Raw genomic sequence first — 20,705 nt, 5'->3', positions numbered from 1 at the left:
ATCTCAGATGGCCCCCGGCGTCGGTCAGACAAGCAGTGAATCAGCGGCCAATCAGGCCTGGCGCTGGTGCTTGTCGATCTGCTCGTGGCGCTCTTGCGCCTCGATGCAATATTTGGTGGTCGGGCTGATCAGCAGGCGCTTGAGGCCGATAGGCTCACCGCTGTCGTCACACCAGCCGAAACTGTCATCGGCGATACGTGCCAAGGCCATTTCCAGCTGTGGAAGCATGCGCTGATCACGATCGATGACATTGACCAACCAGTGGCGCTCTTCTTCAACGGAGGCAGCGTCAGCAGGATCGGCAGGTGTATCCAGGCTCTCGATAGCGATGCGGCTCTGCTCGATACGCTCGTGGATTTCGACCTTCATGCCCTGCAACAGCTCGACGAAGAAAGCGTGCTGTTCGGCATTCATGTAGTCATCGGCCGGCATGGCCAGCAACTTTTCCTTTGTCATTGATTTCTCTATAAAAAAAACGTGCATTAAGGCGATTTAGGGAGCGGCTCGTCGTTGCCGTAAAAGCGCCACAGTCTCCAAGCGCCACCTGGCACTCAATTTACGAGGGGCGGCAGTCTAAGGCCGGCTTGTGTCATCGGCAACCTAATTGACGCGATTGAACGTAAAAGCCTTGTAGCGCGTGGCTTTGAGGGCATTCAAGGCGTTCGGTTCCAGCCTGGCGACAAAAACACAAAAAGGGCCGAAATCGGCCCTTTAGGATGTGTACACACTCTGAAGCCAGGTAAGGCTTCTGATGACAACCCCGAATATAAGCGGCCCTGCCCATAAAGGTAAAGCCACTTGCCATAACCATCACGGAGATCGGTCGAGCACAGGGTCTCTCCTCCCGATATATGCGCACTATTTTAGTGCGCAAATAAATAGATATTTTATGCTAAAAAAAAAGCTTCTCGAAAAGCGACATTTGCAGACAATCATCGCGCCATCAATTTATAAAAATGCACCAAAATTTCCCTTTTTATAATTTTCTGCACCACAACAATGCAAACAAACCATCTGTCAATGCTGGCTCATTCAGCCCCCGCCTGACCGAGACGAGCCGATACCCGGCGACTAATTCGTTCCGACGAACGGTCGAATCACTTGTCTATACCAGCACAAACACCTTTTCGAGACGCCTAAAAAAAGATGCTGAATTGGTTATAAAAAACAGTGCTTTCTCTTGTTTGTGATTTTATTTTCAGTGGAATCTTTTGTCCCGACCTGCTCAACCGAACTAAGCCTGTCAACCCTGGTTTCATTGGGCCAAGTGCCAGCAACCCTTGCCGCCTCTTCGCGTTGGAGTTTCACCGGCAGGGTCGATATTTGATGGGTGAAACATTTAAGGTTGTCCGACAACCAACCCTCACATATCACTGCTCAACGGTTGTCTCCATGCGCCGTTTTTTGTCCTGCCAGCGAGAGCGAAATGTAACTAACTGAGTGATCAGCTTTTTTTTCGTGGCGCGCTCTTTGCCTTGCTGATGGCCCCTTGATGTCTGGCTTGGAGCTTTGAGCATGACCCTGCGTAGTGATTCGATGCAGCTCTCCCCCGCTGAGAAGCGTTGGCTGCCCTGGTTTGGCAATACCGGCAAACTGGCCATGGGCCGCTCGTGCCTGCTGAACAAGTCCATCTACCCGGTGATCGAGCGTACGTTCGAATCCATAGCTGAAACCCGGGTCAAGCTGTTGCAACACTGGACACAAGAGTACTGGGACCATCTGGGAGAACTGGCGGTGGGTATTGCCCGGGATATCGAGCAAATCGACCTGCGTCAGCTTCAGGATAAGCTGCAACAGGCATCGGATTTTTCCGAGCTGTTTGTCGTCAATCCCCACGGACTGCTCCTGGCTTCTACTTCGTCGGAGCAAAGTGACGAAAGGGTCACGAACCTTCGAGCACTGGTTGAAGGCCTGAAGAAACCGTTTCTGCATGGACCTTACGTTGATCCGCTGACCCTGAAGATCGGCCCATCCTCGTCACGCTTTCACGACGAAGTGACGCTGATGTTCTATCAGCCACTGCTTGCCCGGGGCCAGGTAGTGGGCTGTCTGTGCGGGCGTGTACCCAATGATGTGCTGGGTGATCTGATCCAGCGCGAGGCAGGTCATGTCTATCCCGAATCCGGCGACAACTACCTGTTCATGGTCAAGTCGGTGTTCGACCCCAGTGTGCAGCCGGGCATCGCCCTGTCGCGCTCTCGCTTCGAGGACGACGCCTTCACCCACGGCGACAACCTGCGCAACGGCGTCAAGACCCAATGGGGCACCGTGCGCATCCAGCGTCATACCGAACTGGAACTGCGCTTCACCGATCCGGCTACCCAGCAATTGCACCCCGGCGTGCGGGAAACCATTCGCAATGGCTCGAACCTGTTCACCACCTACCCCGGCTACGCCGACTACCGGCATATCCCGGTGATCGGCAAGGGCGTGACCTTTCAGTTGCCCGGCTCACCGGACCGTTGGGGCATGATGTGCGAGGCCGACCTTGAAGAGGTCTACCGCCGCCGCTCCCTGAGCTACGGCCTGATGAAACCCTACCTGGCGACCATCGGCAGCTTCTTCGCGATTGACTATGGGTTGCAGCACTTCAGTGGCTGGAGCCAGTGGCAGATCGACGCGGCCAAGGTGGTCGGCCTGAGCGTCACCGCCCTGGCATTCTCGTCCCTGGGGCCCAAACGCCTGGCGGCACGCATGAACAGTATGACCGAAGTGATCCGCACCATTGCCGAAGGCGAAGGCAACCTGCGCCAGCGCCTGGACACCGACACCATGGTCAATGACGAGACCGGTGACATGGGCCGCTGGATCAACAGTTTCATAGACAATCTGGATGCCGTGGTCGGCCAGGTCATCCACGCCTCCCAGAGCATGGGCAAGACCAACGAACGCATGCTCGGCAGCAGCCAGGAAGCCGGGCTGACGTCCGGCGAAGTCACCGATGCGGTCAATCGCATGATGCTCATCGTCGAAGGCCAACTGGAGGAAATCCGCCAGGCCTCGCTGACAGCCGAACAGATGAAGCGGGCCATGGACGACGTGGTGCTGCGTGCCCGCGAGCAGTACGAGGCGGCGCGGGTCGGCACTCAGTCGATTCGCGACGTGGTCGAACGGTCGGCCTCCAGCGTACAGTCGCTGGACTCGAAAATGGCGCAGATCAGTAACATCATTGGCCTGATCACCAACATCACCAACCAGACCAACCTGCTCGCCCTCAATGCCGCCATCGAAGCGGCCCGGGCCGGGGAACATGGCCGCGGCTTTGCCGTAGTCGCCGATGAAGTCCGCTCGCTGGCCGTGCGCACCGCCAGCGCTGCCGAAGAAATCCGGCAGATGGTCGAAGGCCTGCAAAGTGAGACCCAACAGGCTGTAGCCTTCATGGAAAGCGGTGTGCAGGACGTCGACAACCATCTGCGCTCCAGCGTCGATGGCGCATCGGACAACGCCGAACTGCATCACGAAGTGCAGAGCATGATCGGCATCATCCAGCAACTCAGCGAACGCAGCCTGGATTACGGCAAAACCATCCGCCGCGTCGACGGTGCCTGCGGTGAAATGCGCGAAAACGTCGTGGTCCTGCAAAGCAGCGCCGAGACCGTCCGCATCAACGCCAACAAGTTGCAAAAACTGGTGGGGCAGTTTGAAGTCAGTGGCGGGGCGCACAAGGCGGCGCGGGTGTCGTAACGCAATCAACCCATAAATCTGGAATACAAATCCGCAGCAGCCGGCTTGCTGGCAATGGGAACAGCTCAGACAACACAGTTGTCGCCTGGTCTATCGCTATCGCCAGCAAGCCGGCTCCTGCATTGGATCGCATTACAATTCGGGCAGATTAACCACTCGCCCTTGCAACGCACTCAGGCGCGCCGCATCAAGCACCTGCGCGTTAGCCAGGACCTCCTCCGGGGTTACCGGGTTGCTGCCCTGTCCGGTCAACGCCTGCTGGAAGGCCATATAGAAGGACAACCACTCTCCCCGTTGCGAAGGCACTGCCTCGCGTCGCTCGCCCAACTCAAACCACCCCCAGCATGCTTGAGGCTCGACGCCCCAGCGTTGGCCCTCGGTTTTCGGCGTCAGCCCGGCCAATACGGCGGCTTCCTGACCGTCCAACCCCTGGACGCTGTAACAGCCCTCACTGCCGCTGAGGCGAAAGCGCGGCCTGGCCGCGTTCTGCAGGCAACTGCCCGACAGATGCGAAACGACGCCACTGCGATGAGTCAAGGCTATAAAGAAGCCATGATCGACAGGTTGTTGAGGGCTGGCGTATTGCAGCTCGGCGTACACCCTGACCGCCGGTCCGAACAATTGCAGGGCTTGATCCACCAGATGACTGCCCAGATCAAGCAGGACACCACCTCCGGCCAGCTTGCCCACCGAACGGGGCGAATAGCGTTCGATGCTCGACTCGAAACGATTGATAACGCCCAGAGTGCCGTCAGCCAGTAGCTTGCGCAGGGTCAGAAAATCCGAATCCCAGCGTCGATTCTGATAGACGCTCAGCAACACCCCGCGTCTTTCAGCCGCCTCCAGCAACTCCCGGGCCTGAGCGGCATCGGCGCTGAAGGGCTTGTCGCTGACCACGGCCAGCCCAAGCTCGATGGCCTGCAGAATCAACCCACGGCGAGTCGCCAGGGGAGTGGAAATAGCCACCGCATCGACACCGGCCGCGGCCAGTTCGGCGAGACTGTCGAAGGCCGCTACCCCAGGGTGGTCCGCCAGCAGTTCCTGGCGGCGCTCGGTAGAGCGGGTGACCACGCCGACAAAGGTCGCGTCCGGCAGACTGGCGATCAACGGGGCGTGAAAAAATCGCCCGCCCTTGCCGTACCCCACTAATCCAATCCGCATGGCTTGCTCCCTGTCTTTACCTGAATCGGGCTGGAAGAATACCGACAAACTGCCCTTTACGGATAACGGCTAAAGGCCTGGATAATCCTATACAAAACCTGTACAAGAAATCACAAAACCTGTGCATCCTTCTCGAAACAGCTCACAATATTGACGCCATTTTACCGGCACAAAGTCAAAAAAATCGGGCATCCACCCTTAAATACTGCGTCTTACTCCTGTAAAAGCACTCAAAGGAGCGCCCAGCCATTACAACTAAAATACTATCTACAATTAGTTGTACAAAACTCTAGCCTCCACCCTATGATGGCCACATGGCATAAGGAGAAGCCTGAGGCCGACCGTTCATCGGCCATTAAGCTGGACACCCCCCTTATTCTCATTATTTGTCGGGCCATTACCATGTTCTTCACATCCTATAAGAAAGAGTTGGCCGTACTTCAGCAGACCGTCGATCAACAAGCGAGCCTGCTGCACGCTATCAATCGTTCAATGGCCACCATTGAGTTCGATCTAAATGGAGTCGTACTGAGTGCCAACGACAACTTCCTGGCCACCATGCGCTACCGTCGTGAAGATGTAATCGGCCGCGAACATCGCATGTTCTGCGCTCCCGAAGAAGCCCAGAGCGCTGCCTATAAACAGTTCTGGGCACGCCTGCGCGCCGGTGACTTTGTCTCCGAGACCTTTCGTCGGATCGCCGCAGACGGTCGTACCGTCTGGCTTGAGGCGACCTACAACCCGGTCAAGGACGAATCCGGCAAGGTGCTCAAGGTGGTCAAGTACGCTCTGGATGTCACCGAGCGTATCGAGGCCGAACAATACGCCAGGAACAAGCTCGAAGCCCTCGATCGGGCCATGGCCGTGATCGAGTTCGATCTGGAAGGGCGTATCTTGTCCGCCAATAAGAACCTGTTGCAGTTGGTCGGTTACAGCGCCGCCGAGTTGATCGGCAAGAACCATCGGCAGCTCTGCCCGCCTGAAGTTTCCGGCAGTTCCGACTACGCAGACTTCTGGCGCCGACTGAATAAGGGCGAATTCTTTAGTGGCCAATTCAAGCGTGTCGGCCGCAACGGCCAGACCCTCTGGCTTGAGGCGACTTATAATCCGGTGTATGACGCCAGCGGCAAGTTATGCAAAATCATCAAGTTTGCTTCCGATATCACCTCACGAGTTGAAAAACACGAACAGGACAGCCACAGCGCGGCGCAGGCGTACCATATTTCCGTGGAGACCCAGAAAGTCACCGAACAAGGCACGGAAGTGATCCAACAGGCCGCCAGCGAAATGCGTCAAATCTCCTCCAATATCGAGGACTCCTCACGCATCATCGCCCAACTGGGTTCGCGCTCCGAGCAAATTACCGCCATCGTCAACACCATTCGCAGCATCGCCGAACAAACCAACCTGCTGGCCCTCAACGCCGCCATCGAGGCTGCCCGCGCGGGGGATCAGGGCCGCGGTTTTGCGGTGGTCGCCGACGAGGTACGCCAATTGGCCGGGCGTACCAGCCGCTCGACGGCAGAGATCTCGGAAATGATTGGCATGATCCAGAGCGAGACGCAGCAGGCCATCGACAGTATGGATAACACTCGCAGCAGTGCGACCAAAGGTGTCGGCCTGGCGGATCAGGCCGGGTCCGTGATCGTACAAATCAGCCAGGGCACCAACAATGCCGTGGATGCGGTGCGCATCTTTGCCCAACAATGATCCGGATGGCTGAGGCTCGCTTTACAGGCGGGCTTCAGCCACGCTTGTCATTGACCAATTCCTGATATTTGCGCCCCAGCTCCTCGGCCCAGTCATGCACATCTGTCAGGTGCATGCACTGAATCGAATAGCCCAACACGGTTTCCATGACCGCCATCTGCTCGCTTTCGAACGACACGCGACCATCGGCATGCACTTCACTAATGCCATCCTGACACTGGCCCAGGTGATTGACGCTGATAGCCTCGCTACGCGATACGCCATAAGGCAATGACAACAACACCTGCCCCATGCCAATGCGCACCGGATAACCACCCGGCAAGCCATGGGGCCCCGGTGCATGAGTTTCAGTTTCATCCAGGGAAAACAGGTTTTCCACCACGCTGACTGCCGAAGCCGCCGTCAGAAACTGATCGTCCAGGCTGCGAAAATGCGTGCAGACGCCGTTGAAGATGAGCGCGTCGTCGAACGTTCCCGTACAGTCCTTGCCATCGATTCGGTAGGAAAGGCGGTAATGCGCCTGAGTCGGTATACCTACCCTGGTCAGGTGATGGCTGAGGAAACGCTGAGCCGCCAGCTTGACCTGCACCCGCTGGCTGTCACATAGCGCCAGACGGGCAATCGCCATACGCATGGCCGGTATCAGATTGGCAACATTGCCCACCCCGACATGCGGCGCCAGGCCCACCTTGTCCAGCACCACATTGACCACATCGGGGTAAGCCGCATTCACGGTCAGCGCCTTGACCCGCGAACTCACCACTGCGCGCATCAGGTCATAGGCCGGAGCCAGATGCATGGGCAGCCACGGCCCCAATTGTGCTTGCTCAAGGGCCGCATATAGAGGCGCAGGCAAATCACGCAGCCAACGCCATGGCTGCAGCGAGGCGCAGTTCAAAATAATGTCAGGCCTGATACGGGCGATCACTGCGGCGTTCTCGTCGATCTGACTTGTACCCAGTTCCAGGGCGACCGGGTGCAGCACACAACTAACCCCTATCTGCAGGCACCCCTGGCGGACCAGATTACATATACGCTGCGCGTTTTCCAGCTTGCGGTGGGCGACATAGAAGATAAAGACATTACGCGGGGCCAGTATTTGCAGAATCTGACGCCCTAACTGTCCAGCGCCCACGATAAGAAGTTTCTTTTTTTCCACAAGTCATTCCTCGACGCTGTATCAAACAACATCCATTGCAAGAATCATTATCATTACTTATTCTGTGAAGCGCGGCCCCTTTTGCAGGCAGACAGCGGGCGGAGGTAATCCACAGGATGAACTGTCAGAAGGGAAAGGTGCAGCAAACTCATCGTGGCAGTTCCACTCAACTGAATGTAACGCCCAGACAACAAGCTGACTTATTGAGCGCGGAATTAGTCTTGAATAGTGGCGTTCTTTACAACTAACCACGCCTGTAACCATGCGACCTATTACAAAGCATGTCAACTACAGGCGCGCCTGTCAGCTTGATTGCCAGTCAATTGATTAATAACTCAATAAGTATCAAACAGCCATGATTCTACAATTGTTGTAGTTCGGGCTAATGCCTGTATAAATTTTGCCGATATATTGAATACTTCTGCCATCATGACGACGCGAGGAAAAGGCATGGGGCTTGCCTTACCGCCTGCAAGCTTGAAAAACCGGCATTTTCGTTACCCGATCAGGACATCCGATTTGTGAACACACCTTCGGCCCACCGCTACAATGCCAAAGCCCGCTGGTTCCACTGGAGCATGGCGGCGCTGGTCGTATTGGCCTATGTGCTGATCCTCAGCCGCGTCGAGTTTGGCAAATCATCACCCGTACGGGCCTTTGTCGTGCATAGCCACTTCTGGACCGGCCTGCTCTTGCTGGCCATGGCCTTCTTTCGCGTAGCAGAGCGTCGTCGCCAAGCGCCGCCGCCAATCAATCCGCCGCTGCAAACCCTGCTGCGTCGGGCCACTACCCTGACCCACTACGCGCTGTACGCCTTTCTCTTTATCCAACCGATCCTCGGCCTGCTGGCGGTCGTCATCGAAAACGGCGCGCTGCCAATTCCATTAACGGACCTGCAAATCCCCTCGCCCTTTCCCACCTCCGATCGGCTGGCGGAAAGATTCGAAGATGTGCATAAGTTGCTGGCCAGCATTTTCTACTGGGTGATTGGCCTGCATGCCGTCGCGGCACTCTGGCATCATCTGGTACGCAAGGACGATACCCTCAAACGCATGCTTTAGACCTCAGTCAAGCGAGTGGACACTGTGGTAACCAACATGTTGGCGAGCAGGCCTGACGCGGTGTATCAGATACGACGCGAACAAGCTCGCTCCAACCGGGTCGACGTACGCGTGTTCAGTAGCTCTCATTTTTGAAAAATATTTGGTTACACCTCCACAGCCTTGCCAGTGCCGCAGGTATCATCGCCAGCGCCAATGACCGCGACCATCCCGCCCTCCAGGCTGTATCGGAAAGGACCTTCCATGCGCTCCCCCTTGCTGACTTCCCTGACCCTTGCCATCAGTGCAACCGTTTGTGCCCAGGCCCATGCCAGTAGCGATGACTCGTGTTCGCCAAGTTTTTCCATGCTCAAGAAAAATTACGACGCATGCAGCAATCTGGCCTTCCTCAGCCCCGGCAACGACAGCCAGGTCAATCTGCGCCTGTTGCTGGCCACGGGCGATTCCATGCAGGTCACGCCCAACCCTCTGACCAAGGATGACCTGGCCGAAGGCTATGGCGAGGTGCCCTTTGCCCTGTCGCGCCTGGAACTGAGCCTGGCCTCCCCGCCGCTGAGCGAAGGCGAGACCAGTACTGCCACCGTTGATGACTCGGTCAGCAGCATTCTGGATAAGGCGCTGGCCAAGCTGCATATCCAGCGCGAAGAGATTGCCAATAGTTCGGCCGATCTGATCCAGGGTGAAGGCAGTCGCTGTCAGAGCAACAACAATAACAGCGCACTGAGCTTTGTGAATCAGGTGGTCGAGAGCATTAATCTGTCGGACAGTGAGCGCCAGGCACTGGCCAGTGCGCGCATGAAAATGCTGCAAGCCTGTTCCTGGGAGCCCGAACAATTACAGGCCCTGTTGCCCGCCGACATGAACTCGGCATCAGCCAAGGAGCTGGTGCAATACCTCAAGGCCGCCGGCGATTTCTATAGCGGCCGCTTCGATGAGGCCAAACAGGGCTTCACCGCCGTCACCGATACGCCGCTGCCATGGCTGCATGAAACCGCCGTCTATATGGTGGCGCGTACCGAGCTCAATATCGCCCAGGAAAATGCCCTCACCGAATATGGCGACCTGGACCGCAGCAAAGTCGACAAGGCAGCGCTCAAGCGTGCCGAAGACGGCTTCAAGGCTTATGTCGACAACGATCCGTTCGGCTACTACTCCACTTCTGCCACCGGGCTTTTGCGCCGCGTACACTGGCTGGGCGCCGAGACCGACAAGCTTGCCGAGGATTACCAGAACGAGTTCTTCGGTACTGGCGATAACGAGCGTGACGAGGAATACCTCGATAATCTGGTACAGGAAGCCGATGCCAAGCTGATCTCGACCAATACCCAGCCGGTAAAATCCTACCTGGTGGCCGCGCTCAACGACCTGATGTGGATGCGCGAACAGTCGAAAACCAAGCTGACCCGCGAGCAACTGCTGGCACAGAAAGCCACCTTCACCGAGCAGCCTGAGCTGTTCAGCTACCTGCAGGCCGCTCAGGCGTTCTATGTCGGCAATGATCCGGATGCCGCCCTCAAGCTGTTGCCGACCAAGCTGCCGGAAAAACTCAATTACCTGGCCTTCAGCCAGCAAACCCTGCGCGGTCTGGCCATGGAGGCCAAACAGGATTTCAAGGGCGCCGCCTCACTGTGGCTGCAACTGATGCCACTGAACGCCCAACCGCTGCAACAGGATCAGCTGGAACTGGCCCTGGCCATGAACTACGAGCGTGATCAGCAGCTGTCCAAGGTCTTTGCCGAAGGCTCGCCGATCAAGGCTGAGCAGGTGCGTTATACCCTGTTACGCCAGGTCGCCGATGCGGACCTTCTGCGCCAGCAAGTCACCAAAGGTATCAGCGAAACCGAACGCAATACCGCGCTGTTCGTGCTGCTTTATAAAGACCTGATGCGCAGCCAGTACGCCGCCTACATTGAAGACGTGAAGCGCCTGCCCGCCAAGCCGTCGGAAGAAAAACTCGGCTACGCCCTGGGTGACAGCTACAGCAGCTACAGCCTGACCCTGTTCCAGTGGAACGGCGATAAGGCCGATTCCGGCTATGTCTGCCCGAGCCTGCCGGAAATCGCCGCGCGCCTGCAAAAGGACGCCAAGGACCCCAAAGGTCTGCTGTGCCAGGGTGAGTTCATCCTGCGCAACGGCCTGGACGGTATGAGCCTGGACCAGCGCCGGAACGCCGACCGCCTTGGCGGCACTGCGCCGGGTTATGCAGGGGAAGTGTTCTCGCGCCTGGAAGGCTACAAGCAGGTGATCGGTAACAGCAAGGCCGAGCACAAGGACCAGGCCTATGCGCTGTTCCGCGCCATCAACTGCTACGCGCCGTCCGGCAATAACAGCTGCGGCGGCAAGGAAGTCGAACCGGCCACGCGCAAGGCCTGGTTCCGACAACTGAAAACCACCTACGCCGACACAAGCTGGGGCAAATCCCTGCAGTTCTATTGGTAAGCCGGATGCGCCTGCTGGCCTGGCTGCTGTTGCTGCTCTCGACGTCAGTAACAGCGGCCGTGGATGCACGGGACTACGACGCCTTCTGGCTATGGGGCGGGGTCAACGGCCAGCCGGTGCTGGCCAAGGCCAAAACCCTGTATCTGCTGCAAGGGCAGATCAGCATTGCCAAGCGTGACCCGCAACAGCGGGTCAACTTCATTGCCCAGGGCATGAGCGTCAAGGCCCTGCCCCAACCAGACCTGTGGATCGTCTATCGCGCCCACACCCTGCACTGGCCGGAATCGGTCTACCGGCAACTGTTCGGACAGGTTGAGCGCTGGAAACGGGCAGGTAATCATGTCGTCGGCATTCAGATCGACTTCGATGCGCGCACCCGCTATCTGAATGAATACGTCGAATTCCTGCGCGACCTGCGCCAGCGCCTGCCCGGCGAATACCGCCTGAGCATCACCGGCCTGATGGACTGGAGCAGCAACGCCGACCCGGCGGCCATCGGCCAGCTCAAGGGCGTGGTCGATGAAGTGGTGGTGCAGACCTACCAGGGCCGCCACAGCATCCCCGATTACGGCGCTTACCTGCCACGCATCAACCGCCTGGGCCTGCCTTATAAGATCGGCCTGATCCAGGGCGGTGAATGGCAAGCGCCAGGGTATTTGCAGGGCAGCGAGTGGTTCAGGGGATATGTGGTGTTTTTGCAGAATCCGTGATCACAGAGAAACAATGTGGGACCGGCTAAAGCCGGTCCCACAAGGTCACAAGCATCAGATGTCCATATCCAGCAACGCAGCGCCCAATGCCTTGCCATGGGCATCCAGCGCCAGGGAACGGGTCACGCCGCCGCGCAGGATGCCGGGCAACACGAAGTTGAGCGCGTGAACGTTCGGCAGCTCATAGCGACGAATCGGCGCCGCAGCCGGGTCGAGCAGTTCAGCGAAATAGGCGCTGACCCGCTCCACCGTCAGCAACTCGACCAGGCGCGGGTAGTCTTCGGCGCGGTAGGCAATCAGGGAAATGTTCGAGGTATCGCCCTTGTCCCCGGTGCGGGAGTGGGCCATTTCACGCAGTTTCATAATGCTGCCTCCATATGGACGGCCACGGTGACGGCGTTGCGCGCCAGGAATAGCGATGCCACCGCTACCACCTGACGCAGGCTTTTGCTTGCGCCACCGCCGCCGTAGGGGCCATTGGTGTAGAGGGTTTCGACTTCGTTGGCCACGCGCACCGCTTCGGCCTTGTCGGCGCAACGGGCGGCCACGCGCAGGCGCACTTCCCAGGGCTCGCCATGGGCCCGGGCGCCCAACTCGCCGCCATGCAGGCTATCAACGCCGATCAGTTCCGCACGCAGCTCGTCATAGACCACGCCCATCAGTTGCAGGCGTTCCAGCACCACTTGCCGCGCCAGTTGGGCCCGTGCGACTGCGCCCGATCCGCCGTAGGACATCTGCCCTTCGCCGATCCAGCCGTCGAGATAGCCCACCGAAACCTTGAGGCTCTGCGGCCGCTCGCGCCCATCGGCACCGCTGACCTTTACCTGATCCGGCGCCTGCGCTTCAAACGATACCCCGGTGAAATCCGCGCTGACATCCGGCGTCAGATACGCCGCCGGGTCGTGGACTTCATAGAGCATCTGTTCGGTGCAAGTGGCGGTATCGATGCGCCCGCCACTGCCGGCGACCTTGCTGATGGTCGCCTCGCCCCGTTCGTTGACCTCGGCCAGGGGAAAACCCAGCCGCGCCAGATCGGGCACGTCCTTGCAACCGGGGTCGGCGAAGTATCCGCCGCTGATCTGCCCGGCACATTCGAGCAAATGGCCGATCAGCGTACCGCGCCCCAACCGCGCCCAGTCATCGCTCGCCCAACCGAACTCGAACAACTGCGGCGCAAGGAACAGCGACGGGTCGGCCACACGCCCGGTGATCACCACGTCTGCATCGGCACGCAAGGCTTCGACAATGCCTTCGGCGCCCAGGTAGGCGTTGGCCGAAATCAATCGTTCACCGAGGGAGGCCAGGGTCGCGCCGTTATCCAGCACCTGTTCAGGGTCGCGCTTTAGGGTATCGAGCACATCATCACCGGTAATGGCCGCGACCTTGAGGCCATGCAGACCCAGCTCACGGGCAATGCGCCGCACTTCCCGCGCCGCAGCCAGAGGGTTGGCCGCGCCCATATTGGTGATCAGCCGCAGACGCCGCCCGCGGCCAGCCCCGACAAAGGGCAGCACCCGGCGCATGCGCTCGCTGAGCAAAGGGTCGTATCCAGCTTCGGGATCACTCAAACGCGCCTGTTGGGCCAGGGCGATGGTGCGCTCGGCCAGGCATTCGAAGACCAGGTAATCCAGCCCGCCGTGCTCGGCCAGTTCAACCGCCGGTTCAATGCGGTCACCGGAATAACCGGCGCCGGAACCGATGCGTAGGCTTTTCATTCAGAACACTCCCAGGAGCAATGCCGTCAGGGTCATCAACACCGACGCGGCAAACAGGAAAGGGATGGTGAAGCGTTGGTGATCGGCCAGTTCAACCTTGCACAGGCCCACCAACAGGAAGGTCGCGGGGGTCAGCGGGCTGACCGGGAAACCGGTGGTATGCACGCCCAACAGCGAGGCCTGGGCCACTTGCAGCGGCTCGACACCCAGGGCCTTGCCGACCTCGGCAATCACCGGCATCACGCCGAAATAAAAGGAGTCCGGATCGAACAACAGACTCAATGGCATCGACAGGAAACCCACCACGGCAGGAATCAGTTGGCCATGCCCGGCCGGAATCTGCGCCACCGCCACTTCGGCCATGGCCTTGAGCATGCCGGTGCCTTGCATGATGCCGGTGAACACCCCGGCAGCGAGCAGAATACTGGCCATGGTCAGGGCGGTCTTTGCATGAGCGTCGATGCGCGCGCGCTGGGCGTCGACATTGGGGTAGTTGATGCACAGGGCGACGACGGTGCCGAGCATGAACATCACCACCGGGTCGACCCAACCGGCAATCATCACCGCCATGACCAACACGGTAAGCACCAGATTAAGCACGAACAATCGCGGCCGACGCAGCACCTCTTCTTCAGCACTGAGCAGCCGTTGCGGCACGACGTCTACCGGCGCATCGGCGCCCAGCCCGAGGCGCCGCTCTTCACGACGTCCCAGCCACCAGGCACAGGCGAAGACGAATAACAGGCCAACGATCTGCACCGGAATCAACGGCTGGAACAGCTCGGCCACCGGCACATGCAAGGCTGCCGACGAGCGCAGCACCGGGCCGGTCCATGGCAGAAAATTAACCCCCGCCGCCATCGCCGCGATGCAGGCGAGGATGCGCTTGTCCATGCCCAGCCTTATATACAGCGGCAGCATGGCCGGCACTGTAACGAGAAAGGTCACGGCCCCGGAGCCATCCAGATGCACCAACAGGGCCAGCAGCGCCGTGCCCATGACAATCCGTGTCGGCCGCGTACCAACGGTGCGCAGGATACGGTCGATGATCGGATCGAGCATGCCGGCATCGGTCATCACCCCGAAGAACAGGATGGCGAAGACAAACATGCCGACCACCGGGGCGACGTTCTTGATGCCGCTAATGATGAAGGCACTGGTCTGCAGGCCGAAGCCGCCGAGCAATGCGGCAATGATCGGCAAGGCGATCAGGGCAACCAGGGGGGAAAGGCGCTTGCTCATGACGGCGGTGAGCAAACTGAGAATCGTGATGACACCTAGGGTGGCGAGCATGGGTAGATCCCGTTTTTCATTGTTGTTTTCAGCGAGTATTGAAAGCGGGGTATGCTTTGTAAATTGAAATGTTCACTGCTTCACATTCGAAAAATCAGAATGTTTCCTATAGGAGCTGCCGAAGGCTGCGAACCGGTTTCCCTGATACACCGCCTTCGCGGCCTTGGGCAGTTCCTACCCATCGGCGCATGCCATGAGATTGCTATGAAAAACTCCATCCAGCACATCCGCGCCTTTCTCGCCGTCGCCCACAGCGCCAGCTTTACCAAGGCGGCGATCCAGTTGAACCTGTCGCCCTCGGCCCTGACCGTGCAGATTCAGCAATTGGAGGACTGGCTCGGCGTGGTCCTGCTCGAACGCAGCCCGCGTCAGGTCAGCCTGACGGCGGCCGGGCAGAACATGCTCGGGCCCATGGAAAAGCTCTTGCTGGACCTGGACAACATCGTCAGCGGCTCGCGCGATCTGGCGGCGTTGCGCCGCGGCGTGGTGACCCTGGCGGCGTTGCCGTCGATGTGCTCCAGCGTGCTGCCACCTGTTCTGCGCGCGTTCCGCGAGCAGTTTCCCGGCGTGGAAGTACGTCTGCGCGACGTAGTAGCGCAGCGTATCGATGCGTTAGTGCGCGAAGGCGAAGTGGATTTCGGCCTCGGTGTACGGGCGCGCATGGGCCACGGTCTGGACTTTGAAGTGGTATGGGTCGACCGCTTATGCCTGTTCGTTCCCGCCGACCACCCGTTGGCGCAGGAAAACTCGGTGAAACTGGCGGCCCTGGCCGGTCAGCCGATCATCCTCACCGGGCGCGACAGCAGTGTGCGCGAGCGCGTGGAGCAGTTGTTCGCCAGTGCAGACCTGAACCTGATGCCGGGCCTGGAAGCCAACTACATGTCAACGGTACTGGCCTTGGTGCGTCAGGGTCTGGGGATGACCCTGCTGCCGGAATCCGCCGACGAAGGCCGTGGCGAGCTGGTGCGGGTGCCGGTGGATCATCCGGATGTGGCGCGGGAGATTGGCCTGATTACCCGCGTGGGGCACAGCCTGAGCCCGGCGGCGCAGCGGTTTGTCGAGCTGTTGAAACAGTTGAGGTGACGAACTTCTAGTAGGTGCATCGCCCGCTACTGCTATTGCGCAAATCTGTGGGAGCGAATTCATTCGCGAATAGGCCAGAGCATCCGACGGATATGTATCGCCCGCAATGCAGCCTTCGCGAATGAATTCGCTCCCACAGGATTCACTCCCGTCTAGCTGACTCAGGTCAACTGAATGGCACCTGAACGCAAGTGGAATACGAAACCTTTGCAAAAAAACAACTATGCGCATTCAATAATGAGTATCATTATGTTACACATTGTTTCGTTGACAGAAGCCCAAGGCACGCAACGAAGCGAAACACTTTAAAGCATTTACCTCGGATGAAACATGCTCGTTCCTTTTTTGATCATGCTGCGCGAAGGTATTGAAGCCGCGCTTATCGTTGGCATCATTGCCAGTTATCTGCGACAGACCGGCCGTGGCGAATGGATGCCCGCCGTGTGGATCGGCGTTTTCCTGGCGGGTGCCCTGGCCCTGTTCGTCGGTGGTGGCCTGGAAATGGTCAGCGCTGAATTCCCGCAGAAACAACAGGAACTGTTCGAAGGCCTGGTCGGCCTGCTCGCCGTGATCATCCTCAGTTCCATGGTGTTCTGGATGCGCAAGGTAGCGCGTTCGATCAAGCATGAACTGCATGTCTCCCTTGATGCCGCCCTCGCCGGCTCGAAAAACCAGACTTACGCCCTGATCGGCATGGTGTTCTTCGCCGTAGCCCGGGAAGGCCTGGAAACCGTGTTCTTCCTGCTCGCCGTGTTCCAGCAGAGCGAAGGTGTCGGTGCGCCACTGGGTGCCCTGCTCGGCCTGCTGCTGGCCATTGGTGTCGGCATCGCCATCTATAAAGGCAGCATGCGCCTGAACCTCAGCCGCTTCTTCCGCTGGACCGGGCTGTTCATCCTCGTGGTCGCGGCCGGGATCCTCTCCAACTCCGTGCAGGCACTGCATGAAGCCGGGCTGTGGAATCAATTCCAGACCGTGGTCTTCGATATCAGCGCCACCTTGCCGATGGATGGCCCGACCGGTTCGGTTCTGGCCGGCATGTTCGGTTATCAGGACGCGCCGACCATCAGCACCCTGACGGTATACCTGGTCTATCTGATCGGTGCCCTGGTGCTGTTTTTCCTGCCGCACGCCCCGGTGGTGAGTCTGCCCACCAAGCCTGTGCATCACTCGTCTTCTTCCGTTACGAATAAATAAGGGCCTCCATGACCAACAGTCCCTCAGGGCTTGCACCGCAAGCCACGCCTCCCCGCGCCTTGCGTTGGGTGCTGGCCGGTTCCGTGATCCTGATGATCGCTGGCGGCGCGATGTTCTATACCGCGTCCCAGACCGCCATGAAAAAACGCGCCGCCACGGCCGGTGCCGAAACCCTGGTCACGATCCACGCCCACAGTTGCGAGCCCAATGCACTGACGGTCGCGGCCGGCAAGAATGCCTTCCGCATCGTCAACCGTTCGGAACGTGCCGTCGAGTGGGAAATCCTTGATGGCGTGCTGGTGATCGAGGAGCGCGAGAACATCGCCCCCGGCCTGAGCCAGGTGATCAATGCCAACCTGATGCCCGGCGACTACACCATTACCTGCGGCCTGCTGAGCAATCCGCGCGGCACCCTGCACGTCACGCCGACGGCCGAATCCGACGCCCTGGCCAAGGCCCGCCCATCGATGGTGGCGTTTATTGGCCCGCTGTCGGAATACCGCGTCTACCTGAGCATGCAAGGTTCGCAGTTGCTCAAGGCCATCGACGCCCTGCAACAGGCCGTGGATGCCGGTGACCTGAGCCTGGCCCAGGCCGCCTACGCTCCGGCCCGCGCCGCTTACCAGCGTATCGCCCCGGCTGCGCAGCGCCTGGCCGAACTGGACAACGCCATCAATGCCCGCGCCGACTACTACGAAAAACGCGAGCAGGACCCGGGCTTCAGCGGCTTCCACCGCGTCGAATATGCCCTGTTCCAACAGCACTCCCTCGACGGCCTGGCCCCTGTAGTACAGCGCCTGCGCACTGATAGCGACAGCCTCAAGCAACAACTGCTGGCCCAGACCATCGCTCCGGAACAACTGGCCGGCATTGTTGCCCGCAACATGCGCAGCCTGGCCGAGATCCGCAGCAACGGCGAAGAAGAACGCTACAGCCATGCCGACCTGAACGGCTTTGCCGCCAACCTGGAAGGCACGCGCAAGGTCATCGACCTGCTGCGTCCTCTGCTGGCCAAGTCGGCCGGTGAACTGCTGGGCAAGATCGACAACGCCATGGCCGCCCTGGACAACAGCATCCATAGCCTGAAAACCGACAGTGGCTATCGCCCTTACGATCAGGTCAATGCCACACAACGCAAGCAAATCGCAGATAACGCCAAGGCTCTGGCGGATGTACTCGATGGAATCGACCCTGCTCTTGGCTTGTCAGGTCTGTGACAGTAGCCGGTCATTAACAAGAGGGGCCGCCCAGGCCCCCATATGCCTTGGCGGCCTCTCTGATCGAGAGCCCTTTAAGCTGACTATCGAGTGAAGATTGCCGTGAACAAAGACGCAAATCAAAGTAACGCCCCTGTTTCAGTGGATCGTCGCCGGGTCCTGATGGGCCTCGGCGCAGCCGGTGCCGCATTGGCAGGTAGCAGCCTGGCGGGTAATGCCCTGGCCGCAACCGCGCCTGCACAGGTCGCCGAAGCACCGCCCAGCGACAAGACCCAGGATCACAACCTTTTCCATGGCCAGCACCAGACCGGCATCGTCACGCCGCGCCCGGCGGCGGGCATGCTGGTGTCGTTTGACGTACTGGCCCAGGACCGCGACGACCTCGAGCGCCTGTTCCGTACCCTCAACGAACGTATCGCCTTCCTCATGACCGGCGGCGCCGTGCCTCAGGTCGATCCGAAATTGCCACCACTGGACTCGGGCATCCTCGGCCCGGTGGTCACCCCGGACAACCTGACCATCACGGTTTCGGTCGGCGAGTCGCTGTTCGACGAGCGCTTCGGTCTGGCTGGCGTCAAGCCCAAGCGCCTGATCCGCATGGTCGGCTTCCCCAACGATGCCCTGGAAAAAGACTGCTGCCATGGCGACCTGAGCCTGCAGTTCTGCTCCAACACTCCGGACACCAACATTCACGCACTGCGTGATGTGATCAAGAACCTGCCTGACCTGCTGCTGGTGCGCTGGAAACAGGAAGGCACTGTCCCCGCACAGGCGCCGAAGAAGGCCAGCGAGCCTGCTGAAAGCGCGCGCAATTTCCTCGGTTTCCGCGACGGCTCGGGCAACCCGGATTCCAACAACCAGAAGACCATGAACGAAGTGGTCTGGGTCCAGCCGGGCAGCGACGAGCCGGCCTGGGCAGTCCACGGCAGCTATCAGGCAGTACGGATCATCCGCAACCTGGTCGAGCGCTGGGATCGTACGCCATTGCAGGAACAGGAAGGCATCATCGGCCGGGTCAAGACCACGGGTGCGCCGATGGATGGTCACAAGGAAACCGACATCCCGGACTATGTAGCCGATGCCGAAGGCAAGAAAACCAAGCTCGACTCCCATATCCGCCTGGCCAACCCGCGCACCCCGGAGAGCCAGGCCAACCTGATCCTGCGCCGTCCGTTCAACTACTCCAATGGCGTGATGAAGAACGGTCAGCTCGACATGGGCCTGTTGTTCATCTGCTACCAGCATGACCTGGAGAAAGGCTTTATCACCGTGCAGACCCGCCTTAATGGCGAGCCTCTGGAGGAATACCTCAAGCCTGTGGGCGGCGGTTATTTCTTCACCCTGCCGGGCGTGGTCAATGACCAGGACTTCATCGGTCGCTCGCTGCTCGCGGCGTCGGCCACACCGTCAACAAAAACCGCTTGAACCCCTAACCCTTAACCGGAAACCAACCATGAAAAAGACGCCTCTCGCTTTGCTGCTTACCCTGGGCTTGCTCCAGACCCCATTGGCCGCCTTCGCCGCTACCGCGCCGCTGGATCTGGTTGGTCCGGTTTCGGACTACAAAATCTATGTGACTGAGGAAGTCGGCAAGCTGGTCGATGAAACCCAGAAGTTCACCGACGCAGTGAAGAAAGGTGACATCGCCACCGCCAAGAAGCTGTACGCGCCAACCCGCGTTCACTACGAAGCCATCGAGCCGATTGCCGAGCTGTTCAGTGACCTGGACGCCTCCATCGACTCCCGCGTCGATGACCACGAGCAAGGCGTGAGCGCTGAAGACTTCACCGGCTTCCATCGTCTGGAATATGCCCTGTTCTCGCAGAACAGCACCAAGGACCAGGCAGCCCTGGCCGACAAGCTGATGACTGACGTCAAGGACCTGCAAACCCGCATCGCCGGCCTGACCTTCCCGCCTGAGAAAGTCGTCGGGGGTGCAGCTGCACTGCTGGAAGAAGTTGCCGCGACCAAGATCTCCGGTGAAGAAGATCGTTACAGCCACACCGACCTGTATGACTTCCAGGGCAACGTAGACGGCGCGAAGAAAATCGTTGACCTGTTCCGTCCGCAGATCGAGAAGTCGGACAAGGCGTTCGCGGCCAAGGTCGACAAAAACTTCGCCACCGTGGACAAGATTCTGGCCAAGTACAAAACCAAGGATGGCGGTTTCGAGACCTATGACAAAGTGAAAGAAAACGACCGTAAAGCCCTGGTCGGCCCGGTCAACACCCTGGCTGAAGACCTGTCCACCCTGCGTGGCAAACTGGGTCTGAACTAAG

16 protein-coding genes are annotated in these 20,705 nt (G+C 59.2%); 10 read left to right on the top strand and 6 right to left on the bottom strand.

What is annotated here, in order from left to right:
* Positions 1-51: 51 nt before the first annotated feature.
* Positions 52-456 carry a TraR/DksA family transcriptional regulator gene (locus tag ACCD02_RS17865; protein ID WP_259102222.1) on the bottom strand — a complete coding sequence of 135 codons (405 nt, stop codon included), beginning with the start codon at positions 454-456 and terminating at the stop codon, positions 52-54.
* Positions 457-1,515: 1,059 nt separating this feature from the next.
* Between ACCD02_RS17865 and ACCD02_RS17860 the strand changes: the two genes are divergently transcribed.
* The gene (locus ACCD02_RS17860) at positions 1,516-3,684 is read left to right on the top strand and encodes a methyl-accepting chemotaxis protein (RefSeq protein WP_413304435.1); all 2,169 of its coding nucleotides are present in this window, start codon (positions 1,516-1,518) and stop codon (positions 3,682-3,684) included.
* A gap of 132 nt (positions 3,685-3,816) precedes the next feature.
* Here the strand turns inward: ACCD02_RS17860 and ACCD02_RS17855 are convergent, their stop codons facing one another.
* Positions 3,817-4,845 carry a Gfo/Idh/MocA family oxidoreductase gene (locus ACCD02_RS17855; RefSeq protein WP_413304432.1) on the bottom strand — a complete coding sequence of 343 codons (1,029 nt, stop codon included), beginning with the start codon at positions 4,843-4,845 and terminating at the stop codon, positions 3,817-3,819.
* A gap of 402 nt (positions 4,846-5,247) precedes the next feature.
* On the opposite strand from ACCD02_RS17855, the gene ACCD02_RS17850 reads away from it, so the two are divergent.
* Positions 5,248-6,555, top strand: a complete 1,308-nt coding sequence (locus ACCD02_RS17850) for a methyl-accepting chemotaxis protein (RefSeq protein ID WP_413304430.1) — start codon at positions 5,248-5,250, stop codon at positions 6,553-6,555.
* A gap of 34 nt (positions 6,556-6,589) precedes the next feature.
* Here ACCD02_RS17850 and ACCD02_RS17845 read toward each other — a convergent pair whose 3' ends face one another.
* On the bottom strand, positions 6,590-7,714 hold the full coding sequence (locus ACCD02_RS17845; RefSeq protein ID WP_413304427.1) for a hypothetical protein: 1,125 nt from the start codon (positions 7,712-7,714) through the stop codon (positions 6,590-6,592).
* Positions 7,715-8,235: 521 nt separating this feature from the next.
* Between ACCD02_RS17845 and ACCD02_RS17840 the strand changes: the two genes are divergently transcribed.
* From ACCD02_RS17840 to ACCD02_RS17830, 3 genes are all read left to right on the top strand, one after another.
* Positions 8,236-8,775: a cytochrome b gene (locus ACCD02_RS17840; RefSeq protein ID WP_413304425.1), complete on the top strand. Its 540-nt coding sequence runs from the start codon at positions 8,236-8,238 to the stop codon at positions 8,773-8,775.
* Between the two features lie 243 nt (positions 8,776-9,018).
* The gene (locus ACCD02_RS17835) at positions 9,019-11,214 is read left to right on the top strand and encodes an outer membrane assembly lipoprotein YfiO (RefSeq protein ID WP_413304423.1); all 2,196 of its coding nucleotides are present in this window, start codon (positions 9,019-9,021) and stop codon (positions 11,212-11,214) included.
* 5 nt (positions 11,215-11,219) lie between these two features.
* Positions 11,220-11,924: a DUF3142 domain-containing protein gene (locus ACCD02_RS17830; protein WP_413304421.1), complete on the top strand. Its 705-nt coding sequence runs from the start codon at positions 11,220-11,222 to the stop codon at positions 11,922-11,924.
* Positions 11,925-11,978: 54 nt separating this feature from the next.
* On the opposite strand, the gene ACCD02_RS17825 is transcribed toward ACCD02_RS17830, so the two are convergent.
* The 3 genes from ACCD02_RS17825 to ACCD02_RS17815 are packed head-to-tail and all read right to left on the bottom strand — an operon-like array spanning position 11,979 to position 14,932.
* Entirely contained in the window at positions 11,979-12,287 is a 309-nt protein-coding gene (locus tag ACCD02_RS17825) for a hypothetical protein (protein ID WP_413304419.1), read from the bottom strand.
* Positions 12,284-13,639 carry an acyclic terpene utilization AtuA family protein gene (locus ACCD02_RS17820; RefSeq protein WP_413304416.1) on the bottom strand — a complete coding sequence of 452 codons (1,356 nt, stop codon included), beginning with the start codon at positions 13,637-13,639 and terminating at the stop codon, positions 12,284-12,286. The genes ACCD02_RS17825 and ACCD02_RS17820 overlap by 4 nt, the downstream gene beginning before the upstream one ends.
* Complete coding sequence (locus tag ACCD02_RS17815; protein ID WP_413304413.1) at positions 13,640-14,932, bottom strand: CitMHS family transporter; 1,293 nt, start codon at positions 14,930-14,932, stop codon at positions 13,640-13,642.
* A 204-nt stretch (positions 14,933-15,136) separates the two neighbouring features.
* On the opposite strand from ACCD02_RS17815, the gene ACCD02_RS17810 reads away from it, so the two are divergent.
* The 5 genes from ACCD02_RS17810 (at position 15,137) to efeO (ACCD02_RS17790) (ending at position 20,704) form a co-directional block, all read left to right on the top strand.
* Entirely contained in the window at positions 15,137-16,015 is an 879-nt protein-coding gene (locus ACCD02_RS17810; protein ID WP_413304411.1) for a LysR family transcriptional regulator, read from the top strand.
* A 330-nt stretch (positions 16,016-16,345) separates the two neighbouring features.
* Positions 16,346-17,209 carry an iron uptake transporter permease EfeU gene (gene efeU / locus ACCD02_RS17805; RefSeq protein WP_413304408.1) on the top strand — a complete coding sequence of 288 codons (864 nt, stop codon included), beginning with the start codon at positions 16,346-16,348 and terminating at the stop codon, positions 17,207-17,209.
* Positions 17,210-17,217: 8 nt separating this feature from the next.
* A complete protein-coding gene (gene efeO / locus ACCD02_RS17800) occupies positions 17,218-18,426 on the top strand; it encodes an iron uptake system protein EfeO (protein ID WP_413304405.1) in 1,209 nt (402 codons plus the stop codon).
* 102 nt (positions 18,427-18,528) lie between these two features.
* Positions 18,529-19,851 carry an iron uptake transporter deferrochelatase/peroxidase subunit gene (gene efeB / locus ACCD02_RS17795; protein ID WP_413304402.1) on the top strand — a complete coding sequence of 441 codons (1,323 nt, stop codon included), beginning with the start codon at positions 18,529-18,531 and terminating at the stop codon, positions 19,849-19,851.
* Positions 19,852-19,879: 28 nt separating this feature from the next.
* On the top strand, positions 19,880-20,704 hold the full coding sequence (efeO, locus tag ACCD02_RS17790; protein WP_259102259.1) for an iron uptake system protein EfeO: 825 nt from the start codon (positions 19,880-19,882) through the stop codon (positions 20,702-20,704).
* The last annotated feature ends 1 nt before the right edge of the window (position 20,705 follow it).

It is taken from the genome of Pseudomonas sp. Pseusp88 (assembly GCF_047303955.1).
In the GTDB taxonomy this organism is placed as follows: Bacteria; Pseudomonadota; Gammaproteobacteria; order Pseudomonadales; family Pseudomonadaceae; genus Aquipseudomonas.
The sequence above is the reverse complement of the archived record's forward strand: the minus strand, read 5'-3'. Positions and strand labels throughout refer to the sequence as shown.

Coding starts and splice junctions, on each gene's coding strand:
- ACCD02_RS17865 (WP_259102222.1), bottom strand. CDS start 456: ATGACAAAGGAAAAGTTGCTGGCCATGCCGGCCGATGACTACATGAAT.
- ACCD02_RS17860 (WP_413304435.1), top strand. CDS start 1,516: ATGACCCTGCGTAGTGATTCGATGCAGCTCTCCCCCGCTGAGAAGCGT.
- ACCD02_RS17855 (WP_413304432.1), bottom strand. CDS start 4,845: ATGCGGATTGGATTAGTGGGGTACGGCAAGGGCGGGCGATTTTTTCAC.
- ACCD02_RS17850 (WP_413304430.1), top strand. CDS start 5,248: ATGTTCTTCACATCCTATAAGAAAGAGTTGGCCGTACTTCAGCAGACC.
- ACCD02_RS17835 (WP_413304423.1), top strand. CDS start 9,019: ATGCGCTCCCCCTTGCTGACTTCCCTGACCCTTGCCATCAGTGCAACC.
- ACCD02_RS17830 (WP_413304421.1), top strand. CDS start 11,220: ATGCGCCTGCTGGCCTGGCTGCTGTTGCTGCTCTCGACGTCAGTAACA.
- ACCD02_RS17825 (WP_413304419.1), bottom strand. CDS start 12,287: ATGAAACTGCGTGAAATGGCCCACTCCCGCACCGGGGACAAGGGCGAT.
- ACCD02_RS17820 (WP_413304416.1), bottom strand. CDS start 13,639: ATGAAAAGCCTACGCATCGGTTCCGGCGCCGGTTATTCCGGTGACCGC.
- ACCD02_RS17815 (WP_413304413.1), bottom strand. CDS start 14,932: ATGCTCGCCACCCTAGGTGTCATCACGATTCTCAGTTTGCTCACCGCC.
- ACCD02_RS17810 (WP_413304411.1), top strand. CDS start 15,137: ATGAAAAACTCCATCCAGCACATCCGCGCCTTTCTCGCCGTCGCCCAC.
- efeU (WP_413304408.1), top strand. CDS start 16,346: ATGCTCGTTCCTTTTTTGATCATGCTGCGCGAAGGTATTGAAGCCGCG.
- efeO (WP_413304405.1), top strand. CDS start 17,218: ATGACCAACAGTCCCTCAGGGCTTGCACCGCAAGCCACGCCTCCCCGC.
- efeO (WP_259102259.1), top strand. CDS start 19,880: ATGAAAAAGACGCCTCTCGCTTTGCTGCTTACCCTGGGCTTGCTCCAG.